Source organism: Ancylomarina euxina, assembly GCF_003863355.1.
Classification (GTDB): Bacteria; Bacteroidota; Bacteroidia; order Bacteroidales; family Marinifilaceae; genus Ancylomarina; species Ancylomarina euxinus.
This window is the reverse complement of record NZ_QQWG01000006.1, coordinates 97459-122886: the sequence shown is the minus strand read 5'-3', so window position 1 is coordinate 122886 and position 25428 is coordinate 97459. Positions and strand designations below refer to the sequence as shown.

17 protein-coding genes are annotated in these 25428 nt (G+C 37.6%); 11 read left to right on the top strand and 6 right to left on the bottom strand.

The annotated features are described in order from the left end of the window. Positions 1 to 27: 27 nt before the first annotated feature. Together gatD and gatE are read right to left on the bottom strand one after the other, a co-directional pair. A complete protein-coding gene (gene gatD, locus DWB61_RS08030; RefSeq protein WP_125030383.1) occupies positions 28 to 1410 on the bottom strand; it encodes a Glu-tRNA(Gln) amidotransferase subunit GatD in 1383 nt (460 codons plus the stop codon). A 9-nt stretch (positions 1411 to 1419) separates the two neighbouring features. Continuing rightward, positions 1420 to 3390, bottom strand: coding sequence for a Glu-tRNA(Gln) amidotransferase subunit GatE (gene gatE / locus DWB61_RS08025; RefSeq protein WP_125030382.1), 1971 nt, complete (start codon positions 3388 to 3390; stop codon positions 1420 to 1422). Positions 3391 to 3792: 402 nt separating this feature from the next. Between gatE and DWB61_RS08020 the strand changes: the two genes are divergently transcribed. Next, complete coding sequence (locus tag DWB61_RS08020) at positions 3793 to 4611, top strand: TlpA family protein disulfide reductase (protein WP_125030381.1); 819 nt, start codon at positions 3793 to 3795, stop codon at positions 4609 to 4611. Positions 4612 to 4695: 84 nt separating this feature from the next. On the opposite strand, the gene DWB61_RS08015 is transcribed toward DWB61_RS08020, so the two are convergent. After that, complete coding sequence (locus tag DWB61_RS08015; RefSeq protein WP_125030380.1) at positions 4696 to 8088, bottom strand: ligand-binding sensor domain-containing protein; 3393 nt, start codon at positions 8086 to 8088, stop codon at positions 4696 to 4698. A gap of 157 nt (positions 8089 to 8245) precedes the next feature. Then, positions 8246 to 9427, bottom strand: a complete 1182-nt coding sequence (locus tag DWB61_RS08010) for a phosphopentomutase (RefSeq protein WP_125030379.1) — start codon at positions 9425 to 9427, stop codon at positions 8246 to 8248. 357 nt (positions 9428 to 9784) lie between these two features. Here DWB61_RS08010 and DWB61_RS08005 point away from each other — a divergent pair, with 357 nt between their 5' ends. Continuing rightward, positions 9785 to 10966, top strand: coding sequence for a MalY/PatB family protein (locus tag DWB61_RS08005; protein ID WP_125030378.1), 1182 nt, complete (start codon positions 9785 to 9787; stop codon positions 10964 to 10966). Between the two features lie 269 nt (positions 10967 to 11235). Then, the gene (locus tag DWB61_RS08000) at positions 11236 to 11691 is read left to right on the top strand and encodes a cold-shock protein (protein ID WP_125030377.1); all 456 of its coding nucleotides are present in this window, start codon (positions 11236 to 11238) and stop codon (positions 11689 to 11691) included. 415 nt (positions 11692 to 12106) lie between these two features. On the opposite strand, the gene DWB61_RS07995 is transcribed toward DWB61_RS08000, so the two are convergent. Continuing rightward, positions 12107 to 12298, bottom strand: coding sequence for a cold-shock protein (locus DWB61_RS07995; protein WP_125030376.1), 192 nt, complete (start codon positions 12296 to 12298; stop codon positions 12107 to 12109). 429 nt (positions 12299 to 12727) lie between these two features. Further along, complete coding sequence (locus DWB61_RS07990; protein WP_125030375.1) at positions 12728 to 13954, bottom strand: hypothetical protein; 1227 nt, start codon at positions 13952 to 13954, stop codon at positions 12728 to 12730. Between the two features lie 121 nt (positions 13955 to 14075). On the opposite strand from DWB61_RS07990, the gene sfsA reads away from it, so the two are divergent. From sfsA to gltB, 8 genes are all read left to right on the top strand, one after another. After that, positions 14076 to 14819 (top strand): DNA/RNA nuclease SfsA, encoded by a 744-nt coding sequence (sfsA, locus tag DWB61_RS07985; protein WP_125030374.1) that lies wholly within the window; start codon positions 14076 to 14078, stop codon positions 14817 to 14819. A 78-nt stretch (positions 14820 to 14897) separates the two neighbouring features. Beyond that, on the top strand, positions 14898 to 15431 hold the full coding sequence (locus DWB61_RS07980) for a YkgJ family cysteine cluster protein (RefSeq protein ID WP_125030373.1): 534 nt from the start codon (positions 14898 to 14900) through the stop codon (positions 15429 to 15431). Positions 15432 to 15486: 55 nt separating this feature from the next. Next, positions 15487 to 16383: an aldo/keto reductase gene (locus DWB61_RS07975; protein WP_156190201.1), complete on the top strand. Its 897-nt coding sequence runs from the start codon at positions 15487 to 15489 to the stop codon at positions 16381 to 16383. A gap of 100 nt (positions 16384 to 16483) precedes the next feature. Further along, a complete protein-coding gene (locus DWB61_RS07970; RefSeq protein WP_125030371.1) occupies positions 16484 to 17524 on the top strand; it encodes an endonuclease/exonuclease/phosphatase family protein in 1041 nt (346 codons plus the stop codon). A gap of 118 nt (positions 17525 to 17642) precedes the next feature. After that, entirely contained in the window at positions 17643 to 18191 is a 549-nt protein-coding gene (locus DWB61_RS07965) for a GNAT family N-acetyltransferase (RefSeq protein WP_125030370.1), read from the top strand. A gap of 23 nt (positions 18192 to 18214) precedes the next feature. After that, positions 18215 to 18703, top strand: a complete 489-nt coding sequence (locus DWB61_RS07960; protein WP_125030369.1) for an AAA family ATPase — start codon at positions 18215 to 18217, stop codon at positions 18701 to 18703. 221 nt (positions 18704 to 18924) lie between these two features. After that, on the top strand, positions 18925 to 19725 hold the full coding sequence (proC, locus tag DWB61_RS07955; protein WP_125030368.1) for a pyrroline-5-carboxylate reductase: 801 nt from the start codon (positions 18925 to 18927) through the stop codon (positions 19723 to 19725). Between the two features lie 1082 nt (positions 19726 to 20807). After that, positions 20808 to 25367, top strand: a complete 4560-nt coding sequence (gltB, locus tag DWB61_RS07950; protein ID WP_191984771.1) for a glutamate synthase large subunit — start codon at positions 20808 to 20810, stop codon at positions 25365 to 25367. The last annotated feature ends 61 nt before the right edge of the window (positions 25368 to 25428 follow it).

The following is a 25428-nucleotide window of genomic DNA, read 5'->3' as shown; positions in this document are numbered from 1 at the left end:
ATCGGAGTCGAAGGGTAGTAATTTGTTTTATTTATGAACTGCCTTAATAAACGCTTCAACTTCAGGAATGCCACCCTGATACAGCAGATAACCATTATAAGGTTCTCTTTCAGTTATTTCATCGTTGATAGGGGTTATCATCAATTTGTGCACCTCTTCAAGGTCGTCAGTCTGACCCAATGCCCAACCCAGTTTGATATAGGCAACCTCAGGTAGCATATTGCCACCAGGCACAATGCCTCTGGCCATCATCTCACGACCGGTTTCATAAACAAACATTTGAACATAGCCCCACAAGGTTTGAAGGGTCATAAACATATACACGCCTTTTTTCTTGGCTCTAGCAATGGATGGATACAGCTCTTTATTCACATGACCTAAGCCTGTTCCAATAAACACGATTCCCTTATAACCACAGTCAACCAGAGCATCCAAAACGTCAGGTTTCATGCCCGGATAGTAATACAACATGGTGACCTTATCGCTGAAGTAAGGCTTTATCGTTACATTCCTATCTTTACGTCTGTGTTTATATTCCTTTTTGATAGGCTCAATCTTATGACGGTTAACCATAGCCAGCGGCGTATCGCCAATGGTACGGAAGGTCGATCGGTAGGAGGAGTGCATTTTACGAACACGGGTTCCCTTATGTAATAAGCCATATTCGTCAGAAGTAGGCCCAAACATACAAACCATGACCTCAGCAATATCCGAATTTCCCGCAGCAAACATCGCATGCATCAGGTTTAAAGCGGCATCGGAACTTGGGCGGTCTGACGAACGTTGTGATCCCACAATAACAATAGGCACAGGTGAGTTTTGTACCATAAAAGTTAGGGCAGCTCCCGTGTGGTGCATGGTATCGGTACCATGACCAATAACAATACCATCAATACCATTTTCAATTTCTTTCCCAATAGCCTTAGCCAGTTGTAAATACTGCTTGGGACCCATATTCTCACTGAATACTGCAAAGACCTTCTCGGTAGTTAAATTACAAATGTCAGCCAATTCGGGCACAGCACCATACAATTCTCCCGGAGAGAAAGCTGGAATAACAGCACCAGTTCTATAATCAAGACGCGAGGCAATTGTACCTCCCGTTCCGAACAGCTTCACATTAGGCAAGCCTTCTGTAGTCGGGAATTCCTTTTCGGGAATTTTATAATTGGCCTTTTTATAGCCAGTTTCCTTCATGTCGGTTATGGTGATGATATCAACACCAATATTATAACCCGTTATAAGTTTTAAAACAATATGCTGATCATCATCATTTTCCGATCGAGGTAGAATGGTGCCTTCAAAATCGCCACGGGTTGTGGTAATCTTTGCCGTTCCCCAAACTCTGACATTATATTTTTTGAGTACTTCTAACGCACCGCCTTTATATCCTTGAAAAATATCTTCCATAATAGTCGACTATTTAATAGCTTTTTCGATTTTAGTTTTCAATTCGCTTAATGCTAAATTTCCTGTAGCCTGCTTGTGAAGCTGGCCCATAATCCAATCAACGGTTTTCTTTTTATCAGTTTGACCATTGGTCTCTCTGAATTTTTCAATCAGATAATTAACAGGAGCCAGTAATTCCTCAATATTTCTTTTCTTAAAATTAATGCTGGTAAGAATCGATGAGAAATCCATATTAGGGTGCTCTAATAGAACAGGAAGCATCAGCTTGGAGATGGCATAATGAAGTTTGTTCTCTTGTATGTATTCAAACATTTTTACAATACGATTATATTTGAACTCGTCGTGCTTTTTGTATTTCCCTTCTGCATATTTTAAGTTATGTGCGAAGAAGGTTCCAACAAACTTGGCAGGGATCTTTAGTTTTTCGATTTTCTCGATAACCGGAACCAAATTGTTCCTTAAAATATAATGATCGGCATCAGTTGGGATACCCCAATTTCGGAGTTGCTCATATCGTTTGGAAATATCAATGGGTAAATTCTTGTTGAGTCCTTCGATATAATCGTTAGGCAGTGGAATAGGAGCCGAATCGGTGTCAGGGTACATTCTATCGGCACCAGGCAAAACTCTTTCGAAGATGGTCGTCCCATCCTTAAAGGATTTACGAGTTTCCTCTGGGATGGTATCGAATGCCATAGTGCAGCGTTCCTCTATGGTTTCAAGTGCCGTAGGTATGTCGTCTTTGGGACCCCAGAAAATCATTTGAGCATCCTTATCATCTGCTTTTAAAAGTTCTTTGATTTGATTAAAGTCTGCCTCAATGCTTGAGCCATCAATTTCTTCCGAATGAATCATATTGGGCTTTTCGATACAAGCCACAACCTTTAATCGATCGGTGATTTCATTGGCAAAGCATTGACCTGGTTGGGTAAAGTGGGAGAGTATACCCTGGAAACCTTCCAGATTGACAGCATAAACCTCTTTTTCGGAGAAATCGATAGTTGTCATCAACTTGTTTTCAAGCTTCAATTGAGTAGGATCAATCTTTTGACTTTTGATTTTCCAAGCCTCTGGGTTTTTAACCTGGTCTTTCAGTCGTTTTTGCACATGAAGCAAAGCCCATTGACGGAAAGCCTCATTGTGCGAAAGTTCAGGTATCCATTTATTATGAGCGACACCTTTTATTTCGATACGCGTACCACCTTTACAACTCACATTAACATCTTCGCGCCCAGCACCCATGCCGGTACGTACTTTTCCTGTACTTCGATTAAGAAAACGGATATATTCCGCTGCTTCCCTCAATTCATCAGGTGTATAACATTCAGGATAGGTTACTGTTTCAATTAAGGGCATGCCCAGGCGATCTGTCTTGTAGACTCTATTGTGACCAATATCCGAGATTTCCCGGCAGGAGTCTTCTTCTATACTCAACTGAATCAGACGAACTTTCTTGTTTTTCAACTGAATATGACCTTCTACTCCAAGAATAGCGGTTCTCTGGAAACCTGCGGGGATACTGCCATCCAAATACTGCTTACGCGTGATATGGACTTCTCCCACAATATTCAGATTGGAAAGCAAGGAGATTTCAAGCGCATATTCCAGGGCTTCTTTATTTATGATAAATGGTGGGGTGTCATCAATTTCGTAGGTACAAGCCGAATTGTTATTCAAACGATAGGTGATCTCTTTACGGGTTTTAAACTCCATCAAAGCCGTTCCGTCATACTCGCCAAGCTCCGAAAGCGTAGGACGCATATGGCGAATAATCTCAGCATCAAAATCGTTGTGATTGTGCAGGACACCTGCTGGACAATGACAGAAGAGTTTCTTTTCGGTTTTAAGCTGCTGATGAACTTCCAAGCCAGACATAAATCCGATTCGTTTATAGTCCTTTTCTGTCGCTTCTTTTCTGGTGACATACCCTATGGTTTTGCGGGTATTCTGGTAGTTTTTAACTGGGTTGAATTTAGGCATAGTGGGTTTAATTTTGGAAGCCATAAGGTAGATAAGATTATTAAGTTTACCAAGCCTGAATTGTTGAATTGGCTAGGTCTTAATCGCTTATATGGCTTCTGTGAAGTAGTCAAGTTTGTTGGAAGAAAGGCATACTCTGTGCTTGAAGAATATTTAGAGCATTTTAAGAGGCATGCACTAAGGCGTATTTTAAAATCGATTTAAGTAAGGAATCCCAATTTAATCTTTATGCAAATTAGGAAGACTCATTCTATTTTATGTGGAATTTTAAATTTACTTTAAATTAAAATACTGTTTAGTATGATTGTTGTTAGTCTTAGTATGATTAATTTAATAGAGCTTTTCTTTTTTCTGTAAAAAGAATAAAATAAGCTTAGTAACAATTTTAAAAATAATATAGATATGAAAGTAAAATTAGTATTTGTCGTTTTAATTAGCCTAGCCTGTGCCTTGGGCTCTTTTGCTCAGGATTCCAATAGTAAGAAACCAGCAAAAATGTTTATCATTAATGGTGAAGAGGTGACTCAGGAGTATGCGTTTAGTTTGGATACTAAACGAATTAAACAAATGAATATGGGCGTTTCAGGCGAGGCCAAAGAAGCCCTAATAAAAAAGTACGGCGAAAGAGTTAACGAAAGTACTGTGTTAATACTTGATCTTTACACCGATGAAGAAATGAAGACTGTAAAATCAATTACACCAGAAGAAGCTGCTGTAATTAATAAAAAGAATGCTGATGAGCGTGAAAGAAAAATCAAGGAATCGACATTGATTAGCACAGGTGATATGGCTCCGGACTTTGTAGTTGATATGTTAGATGGACAAAAAATTAAACTGAAGGATCTGAAAGGGAAAGTTGTTTTGCTTAATTTTTGGGCTACATGGTGTGCACCATGTATGAAAGAACTTTACGAGTTTCCTGATAAAATTATTAAGCCTTTTGCTTCTAATAATTTTGTTTTACTTGCGGTTTCACGAGGTGAACAAGAAGATGTGGTAAGAAAAAGAATGGAGAAGTTAAAAACCAAAGACATTGTATTTAATGCGGGATTAGATCTTAATCAGGTTATTTATAAGCAATATGCGACTGACTTTATTCCTCGAAACTTTCTTATCGATCAAAATGGAAAAGTTGTATACACTTCGGTAGGTTATAGCGAAGAGAAATTGAGTGAATTGGTTAAGAAGATTGATGAATTATTGAAGGTCTCAGAGAAATAAATAAAACACGTGTAGTAGCAATGAATGTAAATGCAAAACGCCTCAAACTATAATTGTTTGAGGTGTTGTTATTATAGAGCTTCTTTAGTTCGATGCCTTAGGTACCGTGAAATAAAAACAAGAGCCTTCCCCCAATGTGGACTTGACGCCAATCTGACCTTTATTGATTTCAACAAATTCTTTACAAAGGAGTAGGCCCAAACCAGTTCCTTTTTCGCCAGAACTTCCCACAGTCTTGTATTTTTTATCGATTCGGAATAGCTTGTCTATATTCTCATTTGAAATACCTTCACCTTTATCAGTAATTTCTACTTTATAGTTCGAATCCTCTGATTTAAGCGAAATGTTGATTGTGGAATCCAGCTTAGTGAACTTTATGGCATTATTAAGCAGGTTTCTAATGACGGTATTAATCATTTCTTTATCTGCATAACCTATGACTTTATCAGGTAACTGATAATCGATTTTAATCCCTTTTTTGTGAGCACTCATCATATAAAGATTGATGTTTTCTTTTATCAGATCGGCAAGATCACAGCTTTCAGGTTTATATGTAATCTTACCCGTTTGCGATCGCGACCAGGTTAAGAGATTCTCCAATAGTGCATAAATATGATTGATGCCCTGATTAATTTTTTGAACACCCATTTTCTTTTCATCCTTATCTATAGCGTCATAGTTTTCGAGTATCACTTGAGATATCGACATCAGACTGGTGAAAGGATTCTTAAGGTCATGCGAAATAATTCTAAAGAAAGTATCTTTTGTAGTATTGAGTTCCTTGAGATGTTGCTCCGATTTTGTTAATTTTTGATTGGCAATGCTGATTTTTTCATTCTGAACACGAAGCAGTTTGTTTGTTCTAATTTTCAATAAATATCTGTAATTAAAAATGATGATGGCAATCACCAGTAGTATCTCAAGCAAAATAAACCACCATTCCATCCAAAAAGGCGGATTGATTTTTATGCCTAATTCTCGAATCTCTGTGCTCCCAATGCTATCAGAATTAAGAGCTTTTAGTTGGAATAGATATTTACCTGGTTTTAGGTTTGAGTAGGATGCAAAATTTCGCTCCCCGGCATCAATCCAATTTTTATCAAGACCAAGCATTCTATAGTTGTATCGTATTTGTTTAGGTGAAAAGCTTGATAGAGATGAAAACTCCATAGAGAGATGTCTTTGCTGGTAGTCGAGTATAATTTTATCCGTAGAAATGATACTTTTTTGAATCTTGTAACGATCCTTAATGGCGTCGTAGTGCAGACAATAGTCTTTGATGGAATCTATCTCTTGAGCCACAACGACCTCTTTACCTAATATTTGCATCTTGGTGATGATTGCATTATATACGGGCTCAGCTTTGATTTCCTTTTTCGGATCGATAATGTTTAAACCATAAACACCTCCAAAATAGAGTAGACCTGATTTACCCTTATGAAAGGCTCCTCCATTGAATTCATTGGATTGAAGTCCATCCTGGATTGTGAAATTTTTAACTGAAAAATCTTTGGTATTGAATCGACAAATTCCTGAATTGGTACTCAACCAGATATTCTCTTGATGGTCGGGCAAAATGCCATAAATCACATTATTAGGTAGTCCTTCGCTAACACAGAAATGTTTAAAGATTTTAGTCTCGGAATCGAAGCGATTGAGCTGATTATTGGTGCCAATCCACATGACTCCATCAGTATCTTCATAAAAAGAGAAGACAATATTATCAGATAGTGAGTTTTTAGCGTTTGGAATAAATTGATAGGAGGTGAATTTTTCTGTCTTCTTATCTAAAATGTTAAAGCCACCGCCATAATTCCCAATCCAAAGTTGCCCATTACGATCTTCATATATCGAAGAATAAATAAAATCGTGTGAGATACTGTGTGGATCTGAACTCGAGTGTAAATACCTTTTAAAGGTTTCTGTTTTAGAGTCAAAACGGTTTAAGCCCTGGCGGGTTCCAATCCATAAGATACCTTCACTATCTTCGAAAATAACGCGAACTGAATTATGAGATAGACTATTGGCTTTGTTCGCATGGTTTCTGTAGTTTGTTTTTTGTCCTGTTTCAGGATTTAGCTTATAAAGGCCTTCGCCATGGGTTCCAACCCAGATTTGTCCCCTGCTATCTTCATAAACGTCGCGAATAGCTGGCGTATTATCAAAGGTGTAATGCTTAAAATTTCCTGTTGATCTGTCATAAGCACTCAGTCCAGCATCATTTGTTCCAATCCATACTATTTGCTTGTGATCTTCCCAAATACTCCAAACAAAATTGCTTGCCAGGCTGTTAGTTGATAGAGCATTGTGTTTGAGTAATTCAAATTTATGTGCCTGAGGATCGTAAATACTGATACCAGCACCAAAGGTTCCAATCCAAATCGAACCTGATTTGTCTTCGTATAAGCAGTTTATAGAATTTTGAGATAAGCTTTGAGGATCGGCTGAATTGTGACTGTAATGACTAATTATACAGCTATTACTATCAACTTTATAGAGACCAGAACCAAAGGTACCATACCAAATATTGCCCTTTTTGTCCTCAATAATAGGCTTGACTGTATTGGTCGCTAGGCTATTTGAAGAATCATGAGCTTCCAGGAATAGTTTAAACTGATTTTCGCCCTTCCTTTTTTTGTAAAGCCCTTCCTGGCTCCCTATCCAGAGGTTTTCTTTTTTATCGATATGAATGCTTTCAATATGTTGTTTATTGAGGAGGATATCAGAACTGATCTGATTTAAGTTGTTTTGACTGTTTAATGTAAAGAGTCCGGTAGATGAACCGATTAGGAGTTTATTGTCTTGAGAATAAAGGCAATTAACTTCTATTGAGTTAAATTCAGTAAAAGAGCTAGTCCGAATTTCATCTGAATTTTTATCGTAATAAAGAAGCCCTTTATCCGAAGCAATCAAAAGAGTTTCATCTTGATAAGTAAGGAAAGCGTTTATTCTGCACGATATATTGGCCTTAGTACTTTTTATCTTTTTAGTATTTAAGCTTCGAATATCTATAAGGTTTAGCCCATTATTTGTACCTACCCAAAGGTTTTTATTTTCATCTTCAAAAATCTGGGTGATGGTATCGTTGCTAATTTGTTTTGGGGGATCAGAAAGGGTCGTGAATTGAGTGAATTTCTCCGTCTCCATATCAAAGTGAGTCAAACCACCCTGTGATGCAAACCAAAGTTTCCCGCTACTGTCTTCAATAATTTTTTCAATCCATTTGTAGGCTATAGAATTCACATTATTGCTTTTGCTTCGATATATGGTGAAATTCTGCCCATCATAACGATTGAGTCCATCCTCCGTTCCGAACCACATAAAGCCTTTGGAATCCTGAAAAATGCAGTAGACGGAGCTTAAGGAGAGACCATCATTTATTGTCAGGCGTTTGAATTGGATATGCTGTTGTTGTGCCACGAGGGGGGGGGGCAACAGTAGAAAAAGGAATAAAACGATAGATCTTGTTCTAGACATAGATGCTTGTTTATTGATTTTGCCTCTTAAATTACTGAAAAATATGGATTTAATGAATCTGAATTGTAACTATTTTGTTAATGAATGAAGAGAAATAAAAACAAAAAAAACCTTGACATAAATGCCAAGGCTTTCGCTATTAATATTACAATGCAACTTACAGGTATAAGTCTTTTGCGAAACTACCTTCTGATTGTGTTCCTAGTAATAACTCTTCAACAGTCGAAGCTATATCAGCGAATGTTGTACGTGTTCCCAGGTTGATATTGGTCTTGATATTTTTACCATAAACCAATACAGGGATATATTCACGAGTATGATCTGTTCCTTTATAAGTTGGATCACAACCATGGTCAGCAGTTAGAATTAGAATTTCATCCTCTTTTAAACGGCTTTGGATTTCTGGTAATTGTTGGTCGAACTCTTCAAGAGCTGCCTTATAACCTTCGGGATTTCTACGGTGACCATAAGCCATGTCGAAATCAACAAGGTTTGTGAAGATCAGACCTTTTGTGTCTTCCTCAAGAGCTTTAAGTGTTTTTGCAACACCATCATTATTGTCTTTATTGGTACCACGAGAATCAGATATTCCTTGACCCGCAAAAATATCGCTGGTTTTACCAATACCAATCACATCCAGTTTATTTTGCAATAAACGATCAAGAAGGGTTGGACGAGGAGGTGTTACTGAAAAATCATGACGATGAGCAGTTCGAGTGAACTTGCCTTCACCACTACCTATGAATGGTCGAGCAATTACTCGAGCTACAGGAGCCAATTCGGTACAAATTTCTAAAGCAATTTCACAAGCTTTATATAATTCTTCTAATGGAACGATCTCTTCGTGTGCAGCTACCTGAAAAACAGGGTCGGCAGATGTATAAAGAATCCAGTTCCCTGTTTTCATGTGTTCCTCGCCATACTCATCAAGAATTGCTGTCCCTGAAGCAGGTTTGTTTGCCATGACTTTACGCCCGGTTCTTTCTTCAAAAAGACGAATAACTTCATCTGAAAAACCATTGCTATAGGTTGGGAAAGGCTTGTCGATAGCCACACCTGCAATTTCCCAGTGCCCAGTTGTTGTATCCTTACCTTTAGATGCTTCAGCTGCTTTTCCATAAGCACCATTTGCGTTATTAGTTGGTTCAACACCTTGAATATCGGTTAGATTACCTAAGCCCAATTTTTGCATGTTGGGAAGGTTTATTCCGCCACAATGGCTAGCAATATTTCCAAATGTATTTGAGCCTACATCGCCAAAATCAGCAGCATCAGGTAAAGCCCCAACACCAGCACTGTCAAGAACTACAATAGTCGCACGTTCAATTTTAGGAATCATATCTTTAATTTAAATATATTTAAGATAGCCTTGTGAGTAGGATAATCATAAACTGGCTAAAAATCAGCATAGACTGAAAAAAAACAATTGTTTATGGTCTCTTAGTTATCTGTTTTCGATTACAATATTATTTCTGAATATTCAATCGGAGGGATTTCCTCGTGGTTGTTTGTAGTGAGACAAAGGTAAAACAAAATAATGAAATTCAAATCTTATCTGTAATGATTTTACATAGTAAGAGAGAGGATATGATCTGATTTTACGACTTGAAATCTTTAAGAATAATTGAATGATAGAAGTAAAAAGTGTAATTTCGATCAATTAATTCCTGAGTAGTTAAAAAGTAAGAATATCTATATGCAATACGATTTTGATAAAATAATAGATCGGAAAAATACGAATAGTGTAAAACATGATGCCCTTCAGACTTTTTTCGGTACCGTTAATATTTTGCCACTTTGGGTGGCCGATATGGATTTTGAATCTCCTGATTTTATTCGTGATGCTTTGAAAGATAGACTTAATCATCCCGTATATGCTTATACTTTTTTTAGTGATAGCTTTTATTCTTCGCTGATTAAATGGATGAAAGATAAACACGATCATAGAATCGAAGCTTCGTGGCTGAAAGTTACACCAGGTGTTTTAACAGGAATATCGATGGCAATTATGGCGTTGACAAATCCTGGGGATAAAATTATTATTCAGCCTCCTGTTTATCATCCTTTTTTTCATTTAGTAAAATCTAATGATCGTGTGTTGGTTCAGAACGAACTTACTTTTGAGAATGGATGTTATAAGATGGATTTTGAGCATCTGGAAAAGTGCATCGACAAGGATACCAAAATGATTATTATATCGAATCCGCATAATCCAGTAGGGAGAGTTTGGACAAAGGAAGAGTTGAAAAAACTGGTGGCAATTTGTGCGAAAAATAAGATTCTGATTATTGCAGATGAAATTCATTCCGATATTGTGTTTGAACCTAATCAATATACGCCCATTGCAAGTATTAGCTCATATGCCCACAACAATAGTTTGACCTTTGTGGCGCCTAGTAAAACTTTTAATATTGCAGGTTTGTCAACTTCGGTTGCTATTATTCCCAATAGAAAGCTTCGCAAGCAATTTATAGCTTTAGCTTCTCGTCTGCATCTTGACAGTGGAAATGTTTTTGGAACTGTTGCTTTTGAGGCAGCTTATACTCATGGTAAAGAATGGCTTAATCAGTTAATAACTTATCTTAAAGGCAATGTTGAATTGGTAAAGTCTTATTTCGCGGAACATTTACCAACTATAAAAGTGGTAGAGCCTGAAGGAACATATCTTTTATGGTTGGATTTTTCCGCTTTAAATTTAGAGGATGAATGTTTACATCAGATTCTAATTGACGAAGCCGAAGTAGCCATGAATAAAGGAATCTCATTTGGGTTGAATGGGCACAATTTTATGCGTTTAAATATTGGATCACCTCAAGCTGTCATACTTGAAGGTTTGGAAAGAATGGTTTCTGCATTGAAAAGATATGAAAGAGTTTGAGTTCATATTAAGGCGTAAGTTGATAGTATATAGGGCTTGAGAGCACAATTAATGTGTAAAACTAAACATATAATTGTTCTTAGGATTGACTTTCTTAATGGTAGTCAATGAAATATAAATTTTCATTTTACTGATGAGTTAAAAAAAAATAAGTAAAAGTTGAATAATTTCCGTACCTTGCAGCACCATTAGGATTTGGCTTTGATGCCTCTGTAGTCATGTGATTAAATCTTAATAGGTACATTATTGTAAAAGAACTAAAGAATTAAATGGCCAGATCAAAAGAAACTTTCGGTAAAAAAGAGTTAGAAAAAAAGAAACTCAAAAAAAGAAAAGAAAAAGAACAACGTAAAGAGGAAAGAAAAGCCAGTGGTGGTGGTCTTTCTTTTGAAGATATGCTAGTCTATGTTGATGAGAATGGACAGCTTGTGTCAACTCCTCCAGATCCAACTAAAAAAGTAGAAATTGATGCTGAAAGCATCGTTCTTGGAGCTAGAAATAGTAATGCAGGTTATGTTGAGGATCCACTACGCAAAGGAACTGTCACTTTCTTTAATACAAGTAAAGGATATGGTTTCATTAAGGATTCTGAAACAGCAGAGAGTATTTTTGTTCATATCAATGGATTAGTTGATCAAGTGAATGAAAATGATAAAGTTAACTTTGAAACAGAACGTGGTCCTAAGGGCATGAATGCTGTGAATGTAACTTTAATTAAGAAATAACACAGATACAGTTTTAAACTGTTCTTCAATATTCAAGGATACTTATCGTAAAGATTTGTATCCTTTTTTTTTGCCTGATTGATATATAAAATTTGTACGGAAAAATAGAGTACAAAAAAACACCCCTAAAGGTGGTTTCTGATTATATATTTTAGTGAAAGGACTAATTGATTTGTGCTTGCTTCATCTGGACCAACTAGAAAAATACAGGTTATGCAAATTGTGTTGTTCGCGGGTTAAGAGATAATAAAGTAAATTATTTTGAAAATTCTCTTCGCTAAGGAAAGTCTAATTTTTTTTAGCAGTGATCTGAGAATATTATTATTCCAATAATGAGTCAGATTGGTTTATAAAAAAAAAGGCATAAAAAAACCACCTTGAGAGGTGGTTTCCTTTATGTATCTTAGTAACTGAATTAGTCAATTACTCTTACGTTTACGGCGTTCATACCTTTACGGCCTTTTTCCATATCGTACTCAACTTTGTCGTCTTCACGAATTTCGTCAATAAGACCTGTAGAGTGTACAAAAATGTCTTCACTTGAATCTGATGGCTTAATGAAACCGAAACCTTTAGTTTCGTTAAAGAATTTTACTGTTCCTTGCATTGTAATGTTTTTTAAAATAATAAATATTTGTGGAAAGCGTTCCTTTCAATAATTACAAGTAAAGATTCAGTTAAGTTTTGTCCTCAAGAGAACGGCGGTAACGAATATTAATGATATTATCTTCTTGTTAATGCTTCACAACGCAACAAATGTAATAGTAATAATTTGAGTATCCAAAATATTTTTCAATAGTTTTATTCAAATAGTGAATATTTATGATAAAAGTTTGACTTAGCAATCGCTTTATTCATGCTTAATCCTTAATGTAATCATCTCTATATCCCATGGGCATAGGGTTCTAGATGAGTCGATAACTTTTGATCATAGTGCATTTATTGTCATAATAGATGGAAGAAGAAATAGTTTTTTTTTAGAATCAATATTAGAAAAGACTCTAAATGTGTCGTGAAATCGGTTTTAAAGCTTCTGTTAGTCAAGAAAAACGTAAGCACCGAAGAGTTTATCTTGGTTTGGGCTTGTCAGAGGCAGGTAACCCTTATACCATTTCCCATCTTTAAATTCAAAAGGATGTTCTTGAATCATTCTTTTATTAAAATTTATAAAGACTGATTTACTTTCGGCAAAGATATTATAGCTGCCTTTTGCATCAGGGTGTAAGTACTGTGATAGATGTGAGGCAATTACGCTCATGTTGTACCTAAGGTTGATTTCAAGGCAGGGCTGTATTTTAGCGATACCCTTTGTGTCGATAAAAAGCATGCAGTCGATTCCTAAATGGCCGCAATAGTCATTGGGAATATTGTGAGCTTTTAGTGCTTCTTTCAAGCCTGATATTAATTCCTCTTGAATAATAGGATTTAGAAACTGTTTTAATGCGTGAGGAATGAATCCTAAAAGATTGGATTGATATTGACCATTATCATTGGTTTCAAAAAATGCGAACCCTTTAAAATCGAGTTCTCCATTACCATCTGCATAAAATTGGATTGAGAAATCAAATTGTTTGTCAACAAAAGCTTCAACCATAACAAAACCCTGCGATTTTAAGACTCCACCCAGAGCTTGTTCAACTGATTTGTTTATAAAAGCTTTACGTAAGATTTGCAAACCTCGCCCCGAAGAACTCCAGGGAGACTTAATAACGATCTGTTGCCATTTGTTTTGTAGCGCTTCAACTTCAGAAATGGTGGTACAAATTTGAGGAATTAGATCGGTTGAGATATAATGCTCAGAGCGATTGTTCTGAAGAAAGTGTTGCAGACAGGAAAGCGCCATTTCTCTGCTATAAAGTTCCTTAAATTTAGGTTGCCAGTATGCATTGGGCTGAGTTAAAAAGCTTTGTTGACATTGATCTTTAAAGGGAGCCAGTAGGTAATGCATACGAGGACTCCAGCCCCAAGGTTGCAAGCCCGCTTTTGCTTCCTTTAAGAAGGCCTGATCAGTAAGGGCTTGAGGGAAAAGTTGAAATCTCGGTGTTTGAATTCCCTTACTTTCGATAAAACTCAAAAATTGAGCATCAGGAAGTTGATGAACTAAAATAACATCGTCAGGCTTGGCATAATACATGGGTAATAGATCCAGATCCTGTTCAAAACGAGTTAGCACTTTGTTGGGCATAAAACTAACAGTTCCATTGGATATAGCCATCTCACATGTGGCATTGAAAATGTATATTTGGGGTGCTTTGCAACTCATAAGATTGTATATTTAACGCAAAAGTAATATTTCTGATTCAAGCTGAAAGCAAATTTATAAAGGATATACGCCCTCGCTTTAATCTATCAAACTTCAATATTTAAAACAGATACCCCAATATATGCAATTCTTAAAACCTTTAGTACATGGTAAGCTTATCAAACGATATAAGCGATTTCTAGCAGATGTAGAACTTGATTCTGGTGAAATTGTTGTTGCACATTGCACCAATTCGGGGAGTATGAAAACCTGCTTAGAAGAAGGTGCAGAGGTTTATCTCACTTACGTAGATGATCCGAAAAGAAAAACGAAGTATACTTGGGAGATGATTTATATGAATGGCGATTGGATAGGCATAAACACAGGCAGCCCCAATATATTGGCGTATGAAGCCTTTTGTGATGGGGAAATTGAAGGTTTTGAATCTTATACCGAAGTCAGGAGGGAGGTGAAATTTGAAGATTCTCGTTTTGATGTGTATGCTAAAAATGAGCAAGAGGTTTGTTTTATTGAAGTGAAGAATGTTAGCATGAAAGTGGGCGAGTACGCTCGTTTCCCTGATGCTGTGACTACACGTGGTAAAAAACACTTGGAAACCTTAATGAGGGTGAAGGCTGGAGGCATGCGTGCTGTCATGTTTTATGTGATTCAACGTTCAGATGTTTCGGTTTTTGGTCCTGCATGGGATATTGATCCTGACTATGCTGAAACGCTTAGAAAAGCTGTTGATAGTGGGCTTGAGGTATTTGCCTTTCAGGCTAAGGTTAATCCTGAAGGCATAGAGCTAGTTAAGCAATTACCTATTGATTTGAGTTACACAAAGGTTAAAGGTTGCGCCAGCAAAAATAATCAGTTACTACATTAACACATTAGCATATCCTCTCATCTTCTAATTTCAAAATTAAGATTCTATCTTTATCAAAAATTTGAAAATTATAGAAAGATGAACGAGAAAGCCCTTCAGGAGGTTGATAAATACCTACAATTAAGAACCGAGATTAGCGAGTTAAGTAAAAAGCTTGGAGCATTACATAAAAACGAAATGGCTTGCAAGAAAGGCTGTTCGTCGTGTTGTATGAATTTTCAGGTGCTGCCTGTTGAATACTTCAATATATTGAAACAGTTGAAAGCCAATCCGCCTCGGCAGTTTAGGAATTTGGATACAGAACATGACGATTGTAATTTTTTGATTGATCACATCTGTCAGATGTACGAAGCCCGACCTATTATCTGTCGAACTCATGGTTTGCCACTATTATTTATGAACCAGGAAGGTGATGCCTGGGAATTATCGGCTTGCCCTTTAAACTTCAAGAAATTCGACGATTTTCATGCAGAGAACACTTACCCACAAGATACCTATAATAGTAAGTTATTTCTTATCAATAGAGAGTTCATTAAGAATTATAAGGAGGAACAATTTGGAGAGTTTGATATGATTTCGATTAATAGATTGCTTGTTGATTTGAAGAAATAGGATAAATTGCATTTTCAAATATCAGATTACTTACCCTCTTAAAATATGATGCATCATGCAAATACAATTATCTCCCGATCTTAAATTATCTCGAATTGTTCAGGGGCATTGGCGATTAGCTGATTGGAAGCTTTCTAATCAGCAATTGTTGAAACTCACAGAACAAGCAATAGAATTGGGTGTGACAAGTTTTGATCATGCTGATATTTACGGTAATTATTCTTGTGAATCTTTATTTGGTGAATCCTTAAGTTTGAAGCCTTCATTGCGGAATGAGATTCAAATTATTAGCAAGTGTGGGATTAAGCTGAAGTCGGATAAGTTTCCAGAGCGAAAATTAAAGACCTACGATTATTCTTATGAGCATATTGTTGATTCGGTTGAGAATTCGTTGAAGAATTTGAAGACTAATTATCTTGATTTATTGCTACTGCATAGACCGTCACCCTTTTTTAATGCCGAAGAAGTTGCAAGAGCTTTTTCTGATCTCAAAAGAAGAGGTCAAGTTTTGAATTTTGGCGTATCTAATTTCAATAGCCAACAATTTGAGATGCTAAATTCATATACTGTTGAAAGATTAGTAACCAATCAGGTTGAAGTTTCGCCTTATTGTTTGGATCACTTCGAAAATGGAAATCTGGATTTTTTCTTAAAGGAGAGAGTTAAGCCAATGGCATGGTCACCTTTGGCAGGAGGCCGTTTGTTGAATCCTCAAACAGAAAAAGGACAGAAGATCTTTAAGGTATTGGTTGAGATTGCTGATGAGTTAGAGCTTCAGCATATCGATCAGGTTATTTATGCTTGGTTATTGAAGCATCCTGTAGGCATGTTGCCCATTATTGGAACAAGTAAAATTGAGCGTGTTAAAACGGCTGTCGATGCCTTGGTTATTGAGATGAGTCATGAACAATGGTTTAGAATATATGAAGCAACAGGAGTAAATATGCCCTAAGTAAAGGCTCAGATTAAAACTTTAATATGGCGTCTCAAGCTTCCCCCAAGCGCCTTTTTTTTTGCACATAGAATCCACTTAAAAACTTAAAATAACCCAAATGAAACACCCGGTTAAAAACCAACTAATTTTCCTAAGCCTATTAGTGATTATGTCAAGTTTGTGGGCATGTCAGCCGAAACAAGAATTGAGAGTCTTGCAATTTAATATTTGGCAGGAAGGTACAGTTGTTACTGGTGGATTTGATGCAATTGTTGAAGAAATTGTTCGTACAGATGCCCACCTTGTTGCTTTTAGTGAGGTTCGTAATTATGATGATAGCAATTTTAACGAAAGAATAATTGCAGAATTGGAGCTTCGAGGATTAAAATTCTATGGTGGCAAAAGTTATGATTCTGGTTTGATTTCAAGATATCCAATTGAGAGTTATTCGGCACTCTATCCGGTTAAGGATGATCATGGTTCTATCACCAAGGCAAGAATTAATATTGATGGTGAAATAGTCGCTTTTTATTCAGCGCACCTCGACTATTTGAATTGCAGTTATTATATGCCAAGAGGTTATTCTGGTAATACATGGGAAGAATTGTCTGAGCCAACTACTGATGTGGTTGAGCTTCTATCTGTGAGTCAAGCTTCGAAACGCGACGATGCTATAAAAGTATTTATTGCTGATGCAAAGGAAGAGATGAGTAAAGGGAGTAAGGTGATTATTGGAGGCGATTTTAATGAACCATCTCATAGAGATTGGATTGCTGAGAACAGTGATCTTTACGATCACAATGGTGTGGTTATAGAATGGGAGTGTACGAAACTATTGGAAGAGGCTGGTTTCATCGATACCTATCGTGAACGATATCCAGATCCATTGAAGAATCCTGGTTTTACATACCCATCATATAATCCCCTGATACCTATTCATAAATTAACGTGGGCTCCAAAGTCTGACGAAAGAGAACGTATCGACTTCATTTTTTATAATGAGACGTCTCAGCTTAAGCTTAAGGAGGTTATAATTGTAGGTCCTGATGCCTCAATTGTAAAATCGGAGGTTTATGTTGAAGCCAAAGATTTATTTAGTAAGCCCACAGATACATGGCCATCAGATCATAAAGGCATTTTGGCAGTATTTGAATTTTAAACGATTCATCTAAACAATCATGAATTTACCTCATGTCATTTTTTTTTATTTCTGATAAATCATCTTATGTTTTATCAGAAATAAAAAGACTACTTTAGGGTGACCTAAAAATGAAATAATGGCAATAAAAGAACTGACAAAAAAAATTAGAGTATCTGATAGTATCCTTCTTAAGCAAATACAATTATCGGATTCAAAAGATATCTTTAATACAATCGATAGTCAAAGATCATATCTGGGTAAATGGTTACCTTTTGTTGAATTAACTAGAAGATTAGGAGATACTGAGGGTTTTATAAAGAAGATGTTAGAGAAACCCAGTGACAATTTCGTTTTTGTTATCCACTACAATAGCAAATTTGCGGGTTTAATAGGGTTTAAAGATACTGATAGTCAAAATAAGAAGACTGAAATTGGTTATTGGCTTTCTGAGAAATATCAAAAGAAAGGTATTGTGACTAAATCGGTACAAACTCTGTGTAAATTTGCTTTTGAAGAATTGGGAATGAACCGGATTCAATTAAAATGTGCTGAACGAAATTTTCCAAGTAAAAAAATACCGCAACGACTTGGCTTTGTATTGGAAGGAATTGAAAGAGATGGTGAGTTGTTATCGGGTGGCGTATTTACCGATCTAGAGGTGTATAGTAAGTTGAGAAATGAATAAATAGTAAACACAATCCCATAAATATGATACACTTGATCGTTGGAAATACAGGATCGGGTAAAACCACATATGCTCAGGCGTTGAAAGCAGAAACACAGGCTGTCATTTTCTCTATAGACAAGTGGAATAAAACTTTGTTCTTAGATGATAAGACCGAGAATGATGGCTTGGAATGGTTTCTTGAACGCATAGAGCGTGCTGAAAGTATGATTGTTGACTTAGTATTGCAATTGGAAAGCGTAGGAAGAGATTCAGTTCTGGATTTGGGTCTCTCTAAATTTGAACATAGAGAGAAGTTTAGAAAATTTGCCCATGAAAATGGTTTTGAAATCAAGCTTCATTTTCTTGATATCCCTAAGGAAATAAGATGGGAGAGGGTTATGCAACGTAATCAGGAAAAAGGCGAGTCCTTTGAGTTTGAAGTGAGCGAGGAAAATTTCAATTTTATGGAAAACTGGTTCGAAAAACCTGAAGGAAAAGAATTGGAAAAATCAGTTGTTTTAATAAATTAGAATCCTGATTAAGGAGATATAAATGATGTGCAGCTTTTGTGCTGATACCCTCTGATAATGCTGCAGTCATAAAGTTTTTCGAATTTATATGCTTAACTTGCAGCCCGAAAACTCAACAGAAACAACACAATTTTCTATTATCATTTTCAAGTTAATCTAACTGTTTTGTCTACTCAAAACAGGCTTGATTGTGCGCATACGAGAATAAAGAAAACATCAAAATGAATTTAAAAAACAAAAGAGTCTGTATTATAGGCTGTGGGAATCTGGGAAAATCGATTTTGAACGGTTTAGTCGATGATAAGGATTATCCATCTGAAAATATTATTGCAACAAAGCGAAGTCTTGATGCGATAAAGTTATACGAAGAAAAAGGCGTAAGGATTACCACCGATAATGTATGGGCAGTGGGCGAGTCTGATGTTATTATAGTAGCTGTTAAGCCTTATAAGGTTATAAGTGTGCTGAATGATATAAAGGCACATTTGAAGCCAGAGAAACATATTGTTGTTTCGTTGGCAACTAACGTGCATGTTAACGAACTTGAGGAATCTTTACCTGATAATATGCCGGTTTTTAGAGCAATGCCCAATACGGCTGCTGATGTGAAAGAATCGATGACGAGTCTTTGTCACAACGAAGCAGGTACACCGGAGCTTGCAACGGTTCAATACTTTTTTGATAAAATTGGGACTAGTATTACCATTAATGAGGAATTGATGGATGCAGCGACGGTTTTGGGTTCTTGTGGAACGGCCTTTGTTCTACGTTTCATCCGCGCGATGGTACAGGGGGGAATTCAAATTGGTTTGGATTCAAAAACAGCCACCGAGATTGTAAATCAAACGGTAAAGGGAGCGGCAAATTTGTTGATCGAAAGAAAGAATCACCCGGAATTTGAGATTGATAAAGTAACGACGCCAAAAGGCTGTACTATTCTTGGATTGAATGAGATGGAGCATAATGGATTGAGTTCATCTTTAATTAAGGGAATTGTAACCTCATATGATAAAATTTCGTAGTGGGTATTTAAAATTGACTTACTAGAATGCATAAAGCCTGAATACAATTGTATCCAGGCTTTTTTTTGTATGCTCAGACTCTTAGTCTGTAAATGTCAGGGGCTGATTCGTTTTTGCATTGTTCATTTTTCACAAATCAAGGATTACATCTGGCTGCTAATGAGTAAGGCATGCAGTTGTATTTAATACAGTTCCGATTGATGGATCAGCTTCATCTCCTTAAAATACGACAGACTCAATTTTTGCTTCTCTCAAGTAGTGTTGGTTCTTTCAAGAGATACATTTACAGAATTTTCCCAATTACGGTAACTGCTTTTTTTCTTTTAGTCCTCTAAAATTTTCAAGCCTAATCTGATGACGATTATTGATGAGTGAGATTGGTATTATAAAGCCAAAATCGAAATCGTTTGCTTAATTTATGATAAGATGTTTTTTGTGATAATTCAGAGGTGTTGATTTTCTAAAGCCTTGTGTTTCGGAATCCTTTGCGGGATTAAACCGGTGTTTTTTCTCAAAAAAAGATGAAGAAAAAGAGGCCTTTGGCGGTCGTGTTATTTCATTTCGGCTTTCATTCCCCCTTTGGTGCATTTTTATTGGCTTAAGGCTTTATTCTTACTTTCATATTTATCGAAATATTCCTGGTTTTTATTGCTTGAAGTAGCTATGAATGGGAATCTTTGGTTTGCAATTCCTGTGCTGATCGCCTATATTTAAGACATGACATTAAAGCTAAACACTAATTTGATGTCATTTTAAAGAAGATTCTCTTAGGATTGCATAACTGATTTTTTGATCAAATCATCCCTTTATTTTGATTGAAACAAATGAAAATTTAAAGATTCAGAATGCAAGTATTCGGGAGCATTAAACAACAACACTTCTTAAATGGCTTAAATATCGGTTTTCTTCCCTGTGGAGGAGAACTCTTTTTATTTACGCACCACATTTTGGCTTTTCCTTAAATCGTATAAAAATTAGAACGACTGCTATTCATTTAACCACAAATCCCAGAACAGCGGTTGGGAAACTATTAACCCATGATTTTGCCTCAGAGCAGAATCATTTAAGCCAAGATTAATTTTATGACAAAGTTCAATTTACCCGAAAATGAATGTGAGCAACAAAAGAAATCGATGTATTTGCCCCAATGCGAATCGGATGCTTGCGGTATTGGTTTTATTGCTCATGTAAAAGGAAAGAAATCTCACCAGATTGTACTTGATGCCCTGACCATGTTGGAGAATATGGAACATCGTGGAGCCATTGGTAGTGATCCGGAAACGGGTGATGGTGCCGGCATATTGATCCAGGTACCAGACAAATTTTTTAGAAAAGAATTGAAAACAATCGGTCTGGAATTACCAGCCTTTGGAGAGTATGGTGTGGGCATGCTCTATTTTCCTGATGATGTAAAGGAAAGAGAAGATTGCCGAAGACTTTTAAATATCAACTTGTCGGAGTTGGGATTTGAGTTGATTGGCTACCGCGATGTGCCTGGTGTTTCCAATTCAGTGGGCGAAACGGCTCGCCAAACTGAACCCAAGACCGAGCAAATTTTTGTCAGGCATAAGGATGGACTGACAGGTATGGATCTTGAACGAAAGCTCTTTGTTTTACGCCAGTACAGCGCACATACCATTAATAAACTGATTTTAAATGACAGTCAGACTTTTTATTTTACCTCCTTTTCGTATAAAACCATTGTGTACAAGGGGCAGTTCAGAACACATCAAACCCGACAATATTATACCGATTTGTTCGATGAAGATCTTGAATCGGCCATTGCGCTGATTCATTCCCGTTTCTCTACCAATACCTTTCCCAAGTGGCGATTGGCACAGCCTTTCAGGTATATTGCCCACAATGGTGAGATCAACACGGTGAGAGGAAATATGAACTGGATGCGTTCCAATGAGAAATTCTTGGAGTGTACCAAGTTCACAAATGAGGATATGATCAAGTTGCGCCCTGTGATGGACGAAACGAACTCCGATTCAGGTAATCTCGATTCAATGGTCGAGATGCTGGTGATGGGGGGGCGTTCTTTACCTCATGTATTGATGATGTTGATTCCTGAGGCTTGGCAGCAAACGCATAAGATGAATGATGAGAAGAAAGCTTTTTATCAGTACCATGCTTCTATTATGGAGCCCTGGGACGGACCTGCTTCCATCTGCTTTACCGATGGAAACATTGTAGGAGCCACTCTTGATCGTAACGGTCTGCGTCCTTCGAGAATGATTCTGACTAAGGACGATAGAATTATTGTTTCTTCGGAAGTGGGTGCTTTGCCAATAGCTCCTGAAAAGATTGTGAGAAAATGGCGAGTACAACCTGGTAAGATGGTTTATGCTGATCTGGAAAAGGGAAGAATTGTATTTGATGAGGAAATAAAAAGCGAAATAGCAAAAAGAGCACCCTATAGAAGTTGGCTCGATATGAATCAATTGCATATTGATGAGATTCCTGAACAGAAAATGAGCTTTCAATACGATGCCGATAATCTGCTGAGTCGTCAACAAGCTTTTGGCTTTAGTCAGGAGGATGTGGATTTCATTATTACAGGTATGGCCGAAACGGGTAAGGAGCCTTTGGGTTCTATGGGAAGCGATGTGCCCTTGGCTATCCTATCCAATCAAAGCCGGCATTTGTCGAACTATTTTAAGCAGCAATTTGCTCAGGTTAGTAACCCGCCTATCGATCCTATTAGGGAAAAAATAGTGATGTCATTGCGCACTTCAGTAGGTAAACTCTACAATTTATTGTCAGAGACGCCTTTGCATTGTAAGCAGATTATATTCGATCAGCCTGTATTAACCAATGATCAGATGGAAAAGCTTCGTTGTTACCACGATACTAATTTTCGTATCAAAGTACTCGATGCAGTTTATTCAGCTACAGGTGAACCGGGCGAATTGGAAAAAGCTTTAGCTCAAATGTGTCAGGAAGTTGATAAGGCTATCATAGAAAATGGGCACAACGTGATTCTAATATCCGATAGGAAGATTGACGCAGAGTATGCACCAATTCCTTCTCTATTAGCGGTGGGAGCTATTCATCACCATTTGGTGGAGAATGGATTGCGCGTGCGTGTGGGGCTGATTGTGGAAGCTGGAGATGTTAGAGAGACACATCACTTTGCCACTCTTATTGGTTATGGAGCCAATGCGATTAACCCGTATATGGCTTTCGATACCATTGTATCTCTAGAGGCTAATAAATTAACACCGAAAGGGCTTACCAATGAACTTGCCTTTGAGAACTATATTGCAGCCATTGGTGGCGGCTTGCTTAAGATCTTTTCGAAGATGGGTATCTCTACCCTGCAATCCTATCATGGGGCTCAAATATTCGAGGCCATTGGCTTGTCAGATAAGGTGGTTGATAAATGTTTTAAGGGCACGGTTTCCCGATTGGGAGGCATTGACTTTGAAGGGATTTCACGTGAGGTTTTGGTTCGACATAAATTGGCATTCCCCAAACAGGCAGGTTTAAAACCCCGCCTTGATGAAGGTGGCCTTTATCAGTGGAAAAAAAAGGGAGAGCACCATTTGTTTAACCCAACAACGATTCGTTTGTTGCAACAAGCTGCTCGAAGAAAGTCTCAGGAAGCCTACAACGAATATGCTCGTGAGATAAACGATCAGTCCGAAAAAGCAGTAACCATCAGAAGCTTGTTTGAATTCAAGAAACGTAAATCGGTTCCCTTGGTAGAGGTTGAGCCGATTGAAAATATATTCAAGCGTTTTGCAACGGGTGCCATGTCATTCGGCTCCATATCTCATGAGGCCCACTCAACTTTGGCCATTGCTATGAATCGTATTGGTGGTAAGAGCAACAGTGGTGAAGGGGGTGAGGACGAAATGAGATACGAACCACTAGCCAATGGCGACAGTATGCGTTCGGCTATTAAACAAGTCGCTTCGGGTCGATTCGGAGTGACTTCTTATTACCTCAGCCAAGCCGATGAAATTCAAATAAAAATGGCGCAGGGTGCTAAGCCAGGCGAAGGGGGGCAGCTGCCAGGGCATAAGGTAGATGAATGGATTGGAAAGGTGAGACATTGTACTCCGGGTGTGGGTTTGATATCACCGCCACCACATCACGATATCTATAGTATTGAGGATTTGGCTCAGTTGATTTACGATCTGAAAAATGCCAATCGTAAAGCTAGAATCAATGTGAAATTGGTTGCAAAAGCAGGCGTAGGAACTATTGCTGCGGGTGTGGCCAAGGCTCATGCCGATGTGGTTTTGGTTTCAGGTTTCGACGGCGGAACAGGTGCTTCACCTGTTAGTTCGGTGCAACATGCCGGTACATCATGGGAGCTAGGTTTGTCAGAAACCCATCAAACCTTAGTGAAAAACAAGCTTCGCGATAGAATTACTGTACAAGCCGATGGACAGATGCGAACTGGTCGAGATTTGGCTATAGCGACTCTCTTGGGTGCAGAAGAATGGGGTGTGGCTACGGCAGCCTTGGTTGCAACGGGTTGTATCATGATGCGAAAATGCCATTCAAATACCTGCCCGGTTGGTGTGGCAACTCAAAATAAAGAATTGCGTAAGCTATTTACAGGTGATCCGCAGCATGTGGTGAATTATTTCACCTTCCTTGCCGAAGATTTGCGTCAGATTATGGCTGAATTGGGTTTTCGAACTATCAACGAAATGGTTGGTCAGGTCGATGTGCTTAGAGTAAGAGAGGATATTGAACATTGGAAGATTAAAAGCCTCGATTTAAGTCCGATCCTTTATAAAGAAAAGGCGGTTAAAGGGGGTACTTTGTATAAAAAGACGGAACAGGACCATGGTATCGATCAGTTTTTCGATTGGAAACTGATCGAACTGGCACAACCAGCTCTGGAGAGAGGGGAATCGGTTTATGGAGAGTTCGATTTGATGAATACCGACAGGGCCGTAGGAACATTACTGTCTCACGAGATATCGAAGAAATACAAATCTGACGGCTTAGCCGAAGATACCATCAAACTGAAGTTTAGAGGTTCGGCAGGACAGAGCTATGCCGCCTTTTCGGCTAAGGGAATCTCCTTCGAATTGGAAGGTGAGGCCAACGACTATTTTGGTAAAGGCCTTTCGGGCAGTAAGCTGATTGTATATCCCGATAGAAAATCGACTTACGAAGCAGAAGATAATATGATTATCGGTAATGTGGCCTTTTATGGTGCGACATCGGGCGAAGCTTATATCAATGGTGTAGCAGGTGAGCGTTTTTGTGTGAGAAATTCGGGTGTAACAGCTGTAGTCGAAGGTGTGGGGCGTCATGCTTGTGAGTATATGACTGGAGGAAAGGTTGTTATTCTTGGCAGTGTGGGTTCAAATTTCGGGGCAGGTATGTCGGGTGGAATCGCTTATGTGTACGATATTGAGGGAACTTTCGAGAAATATAAAAACTACGAGTTGGATGATTACGAAAGTATCGATTTGGAAGATGAAGAGGTCTTGAACAACTACATCAGTAAGCATTATATATACACAAAGAGCAGGCGAGCCAAGGAAATTCTTGACGATTGGGATAATGCCATGCTAAAGTTCATTAAGATTTTTCCTAAGGAATATAAACTTGCCTTGGATAATCAGAAAAATAAAACTGAAGCCTTAGAAAAAGCAATGCTGGTTTAAGTGCTTTGAATTGTACAAGTTTGTCAGTCTCTGACTATAGACACCCCGAATAATCGGGGGT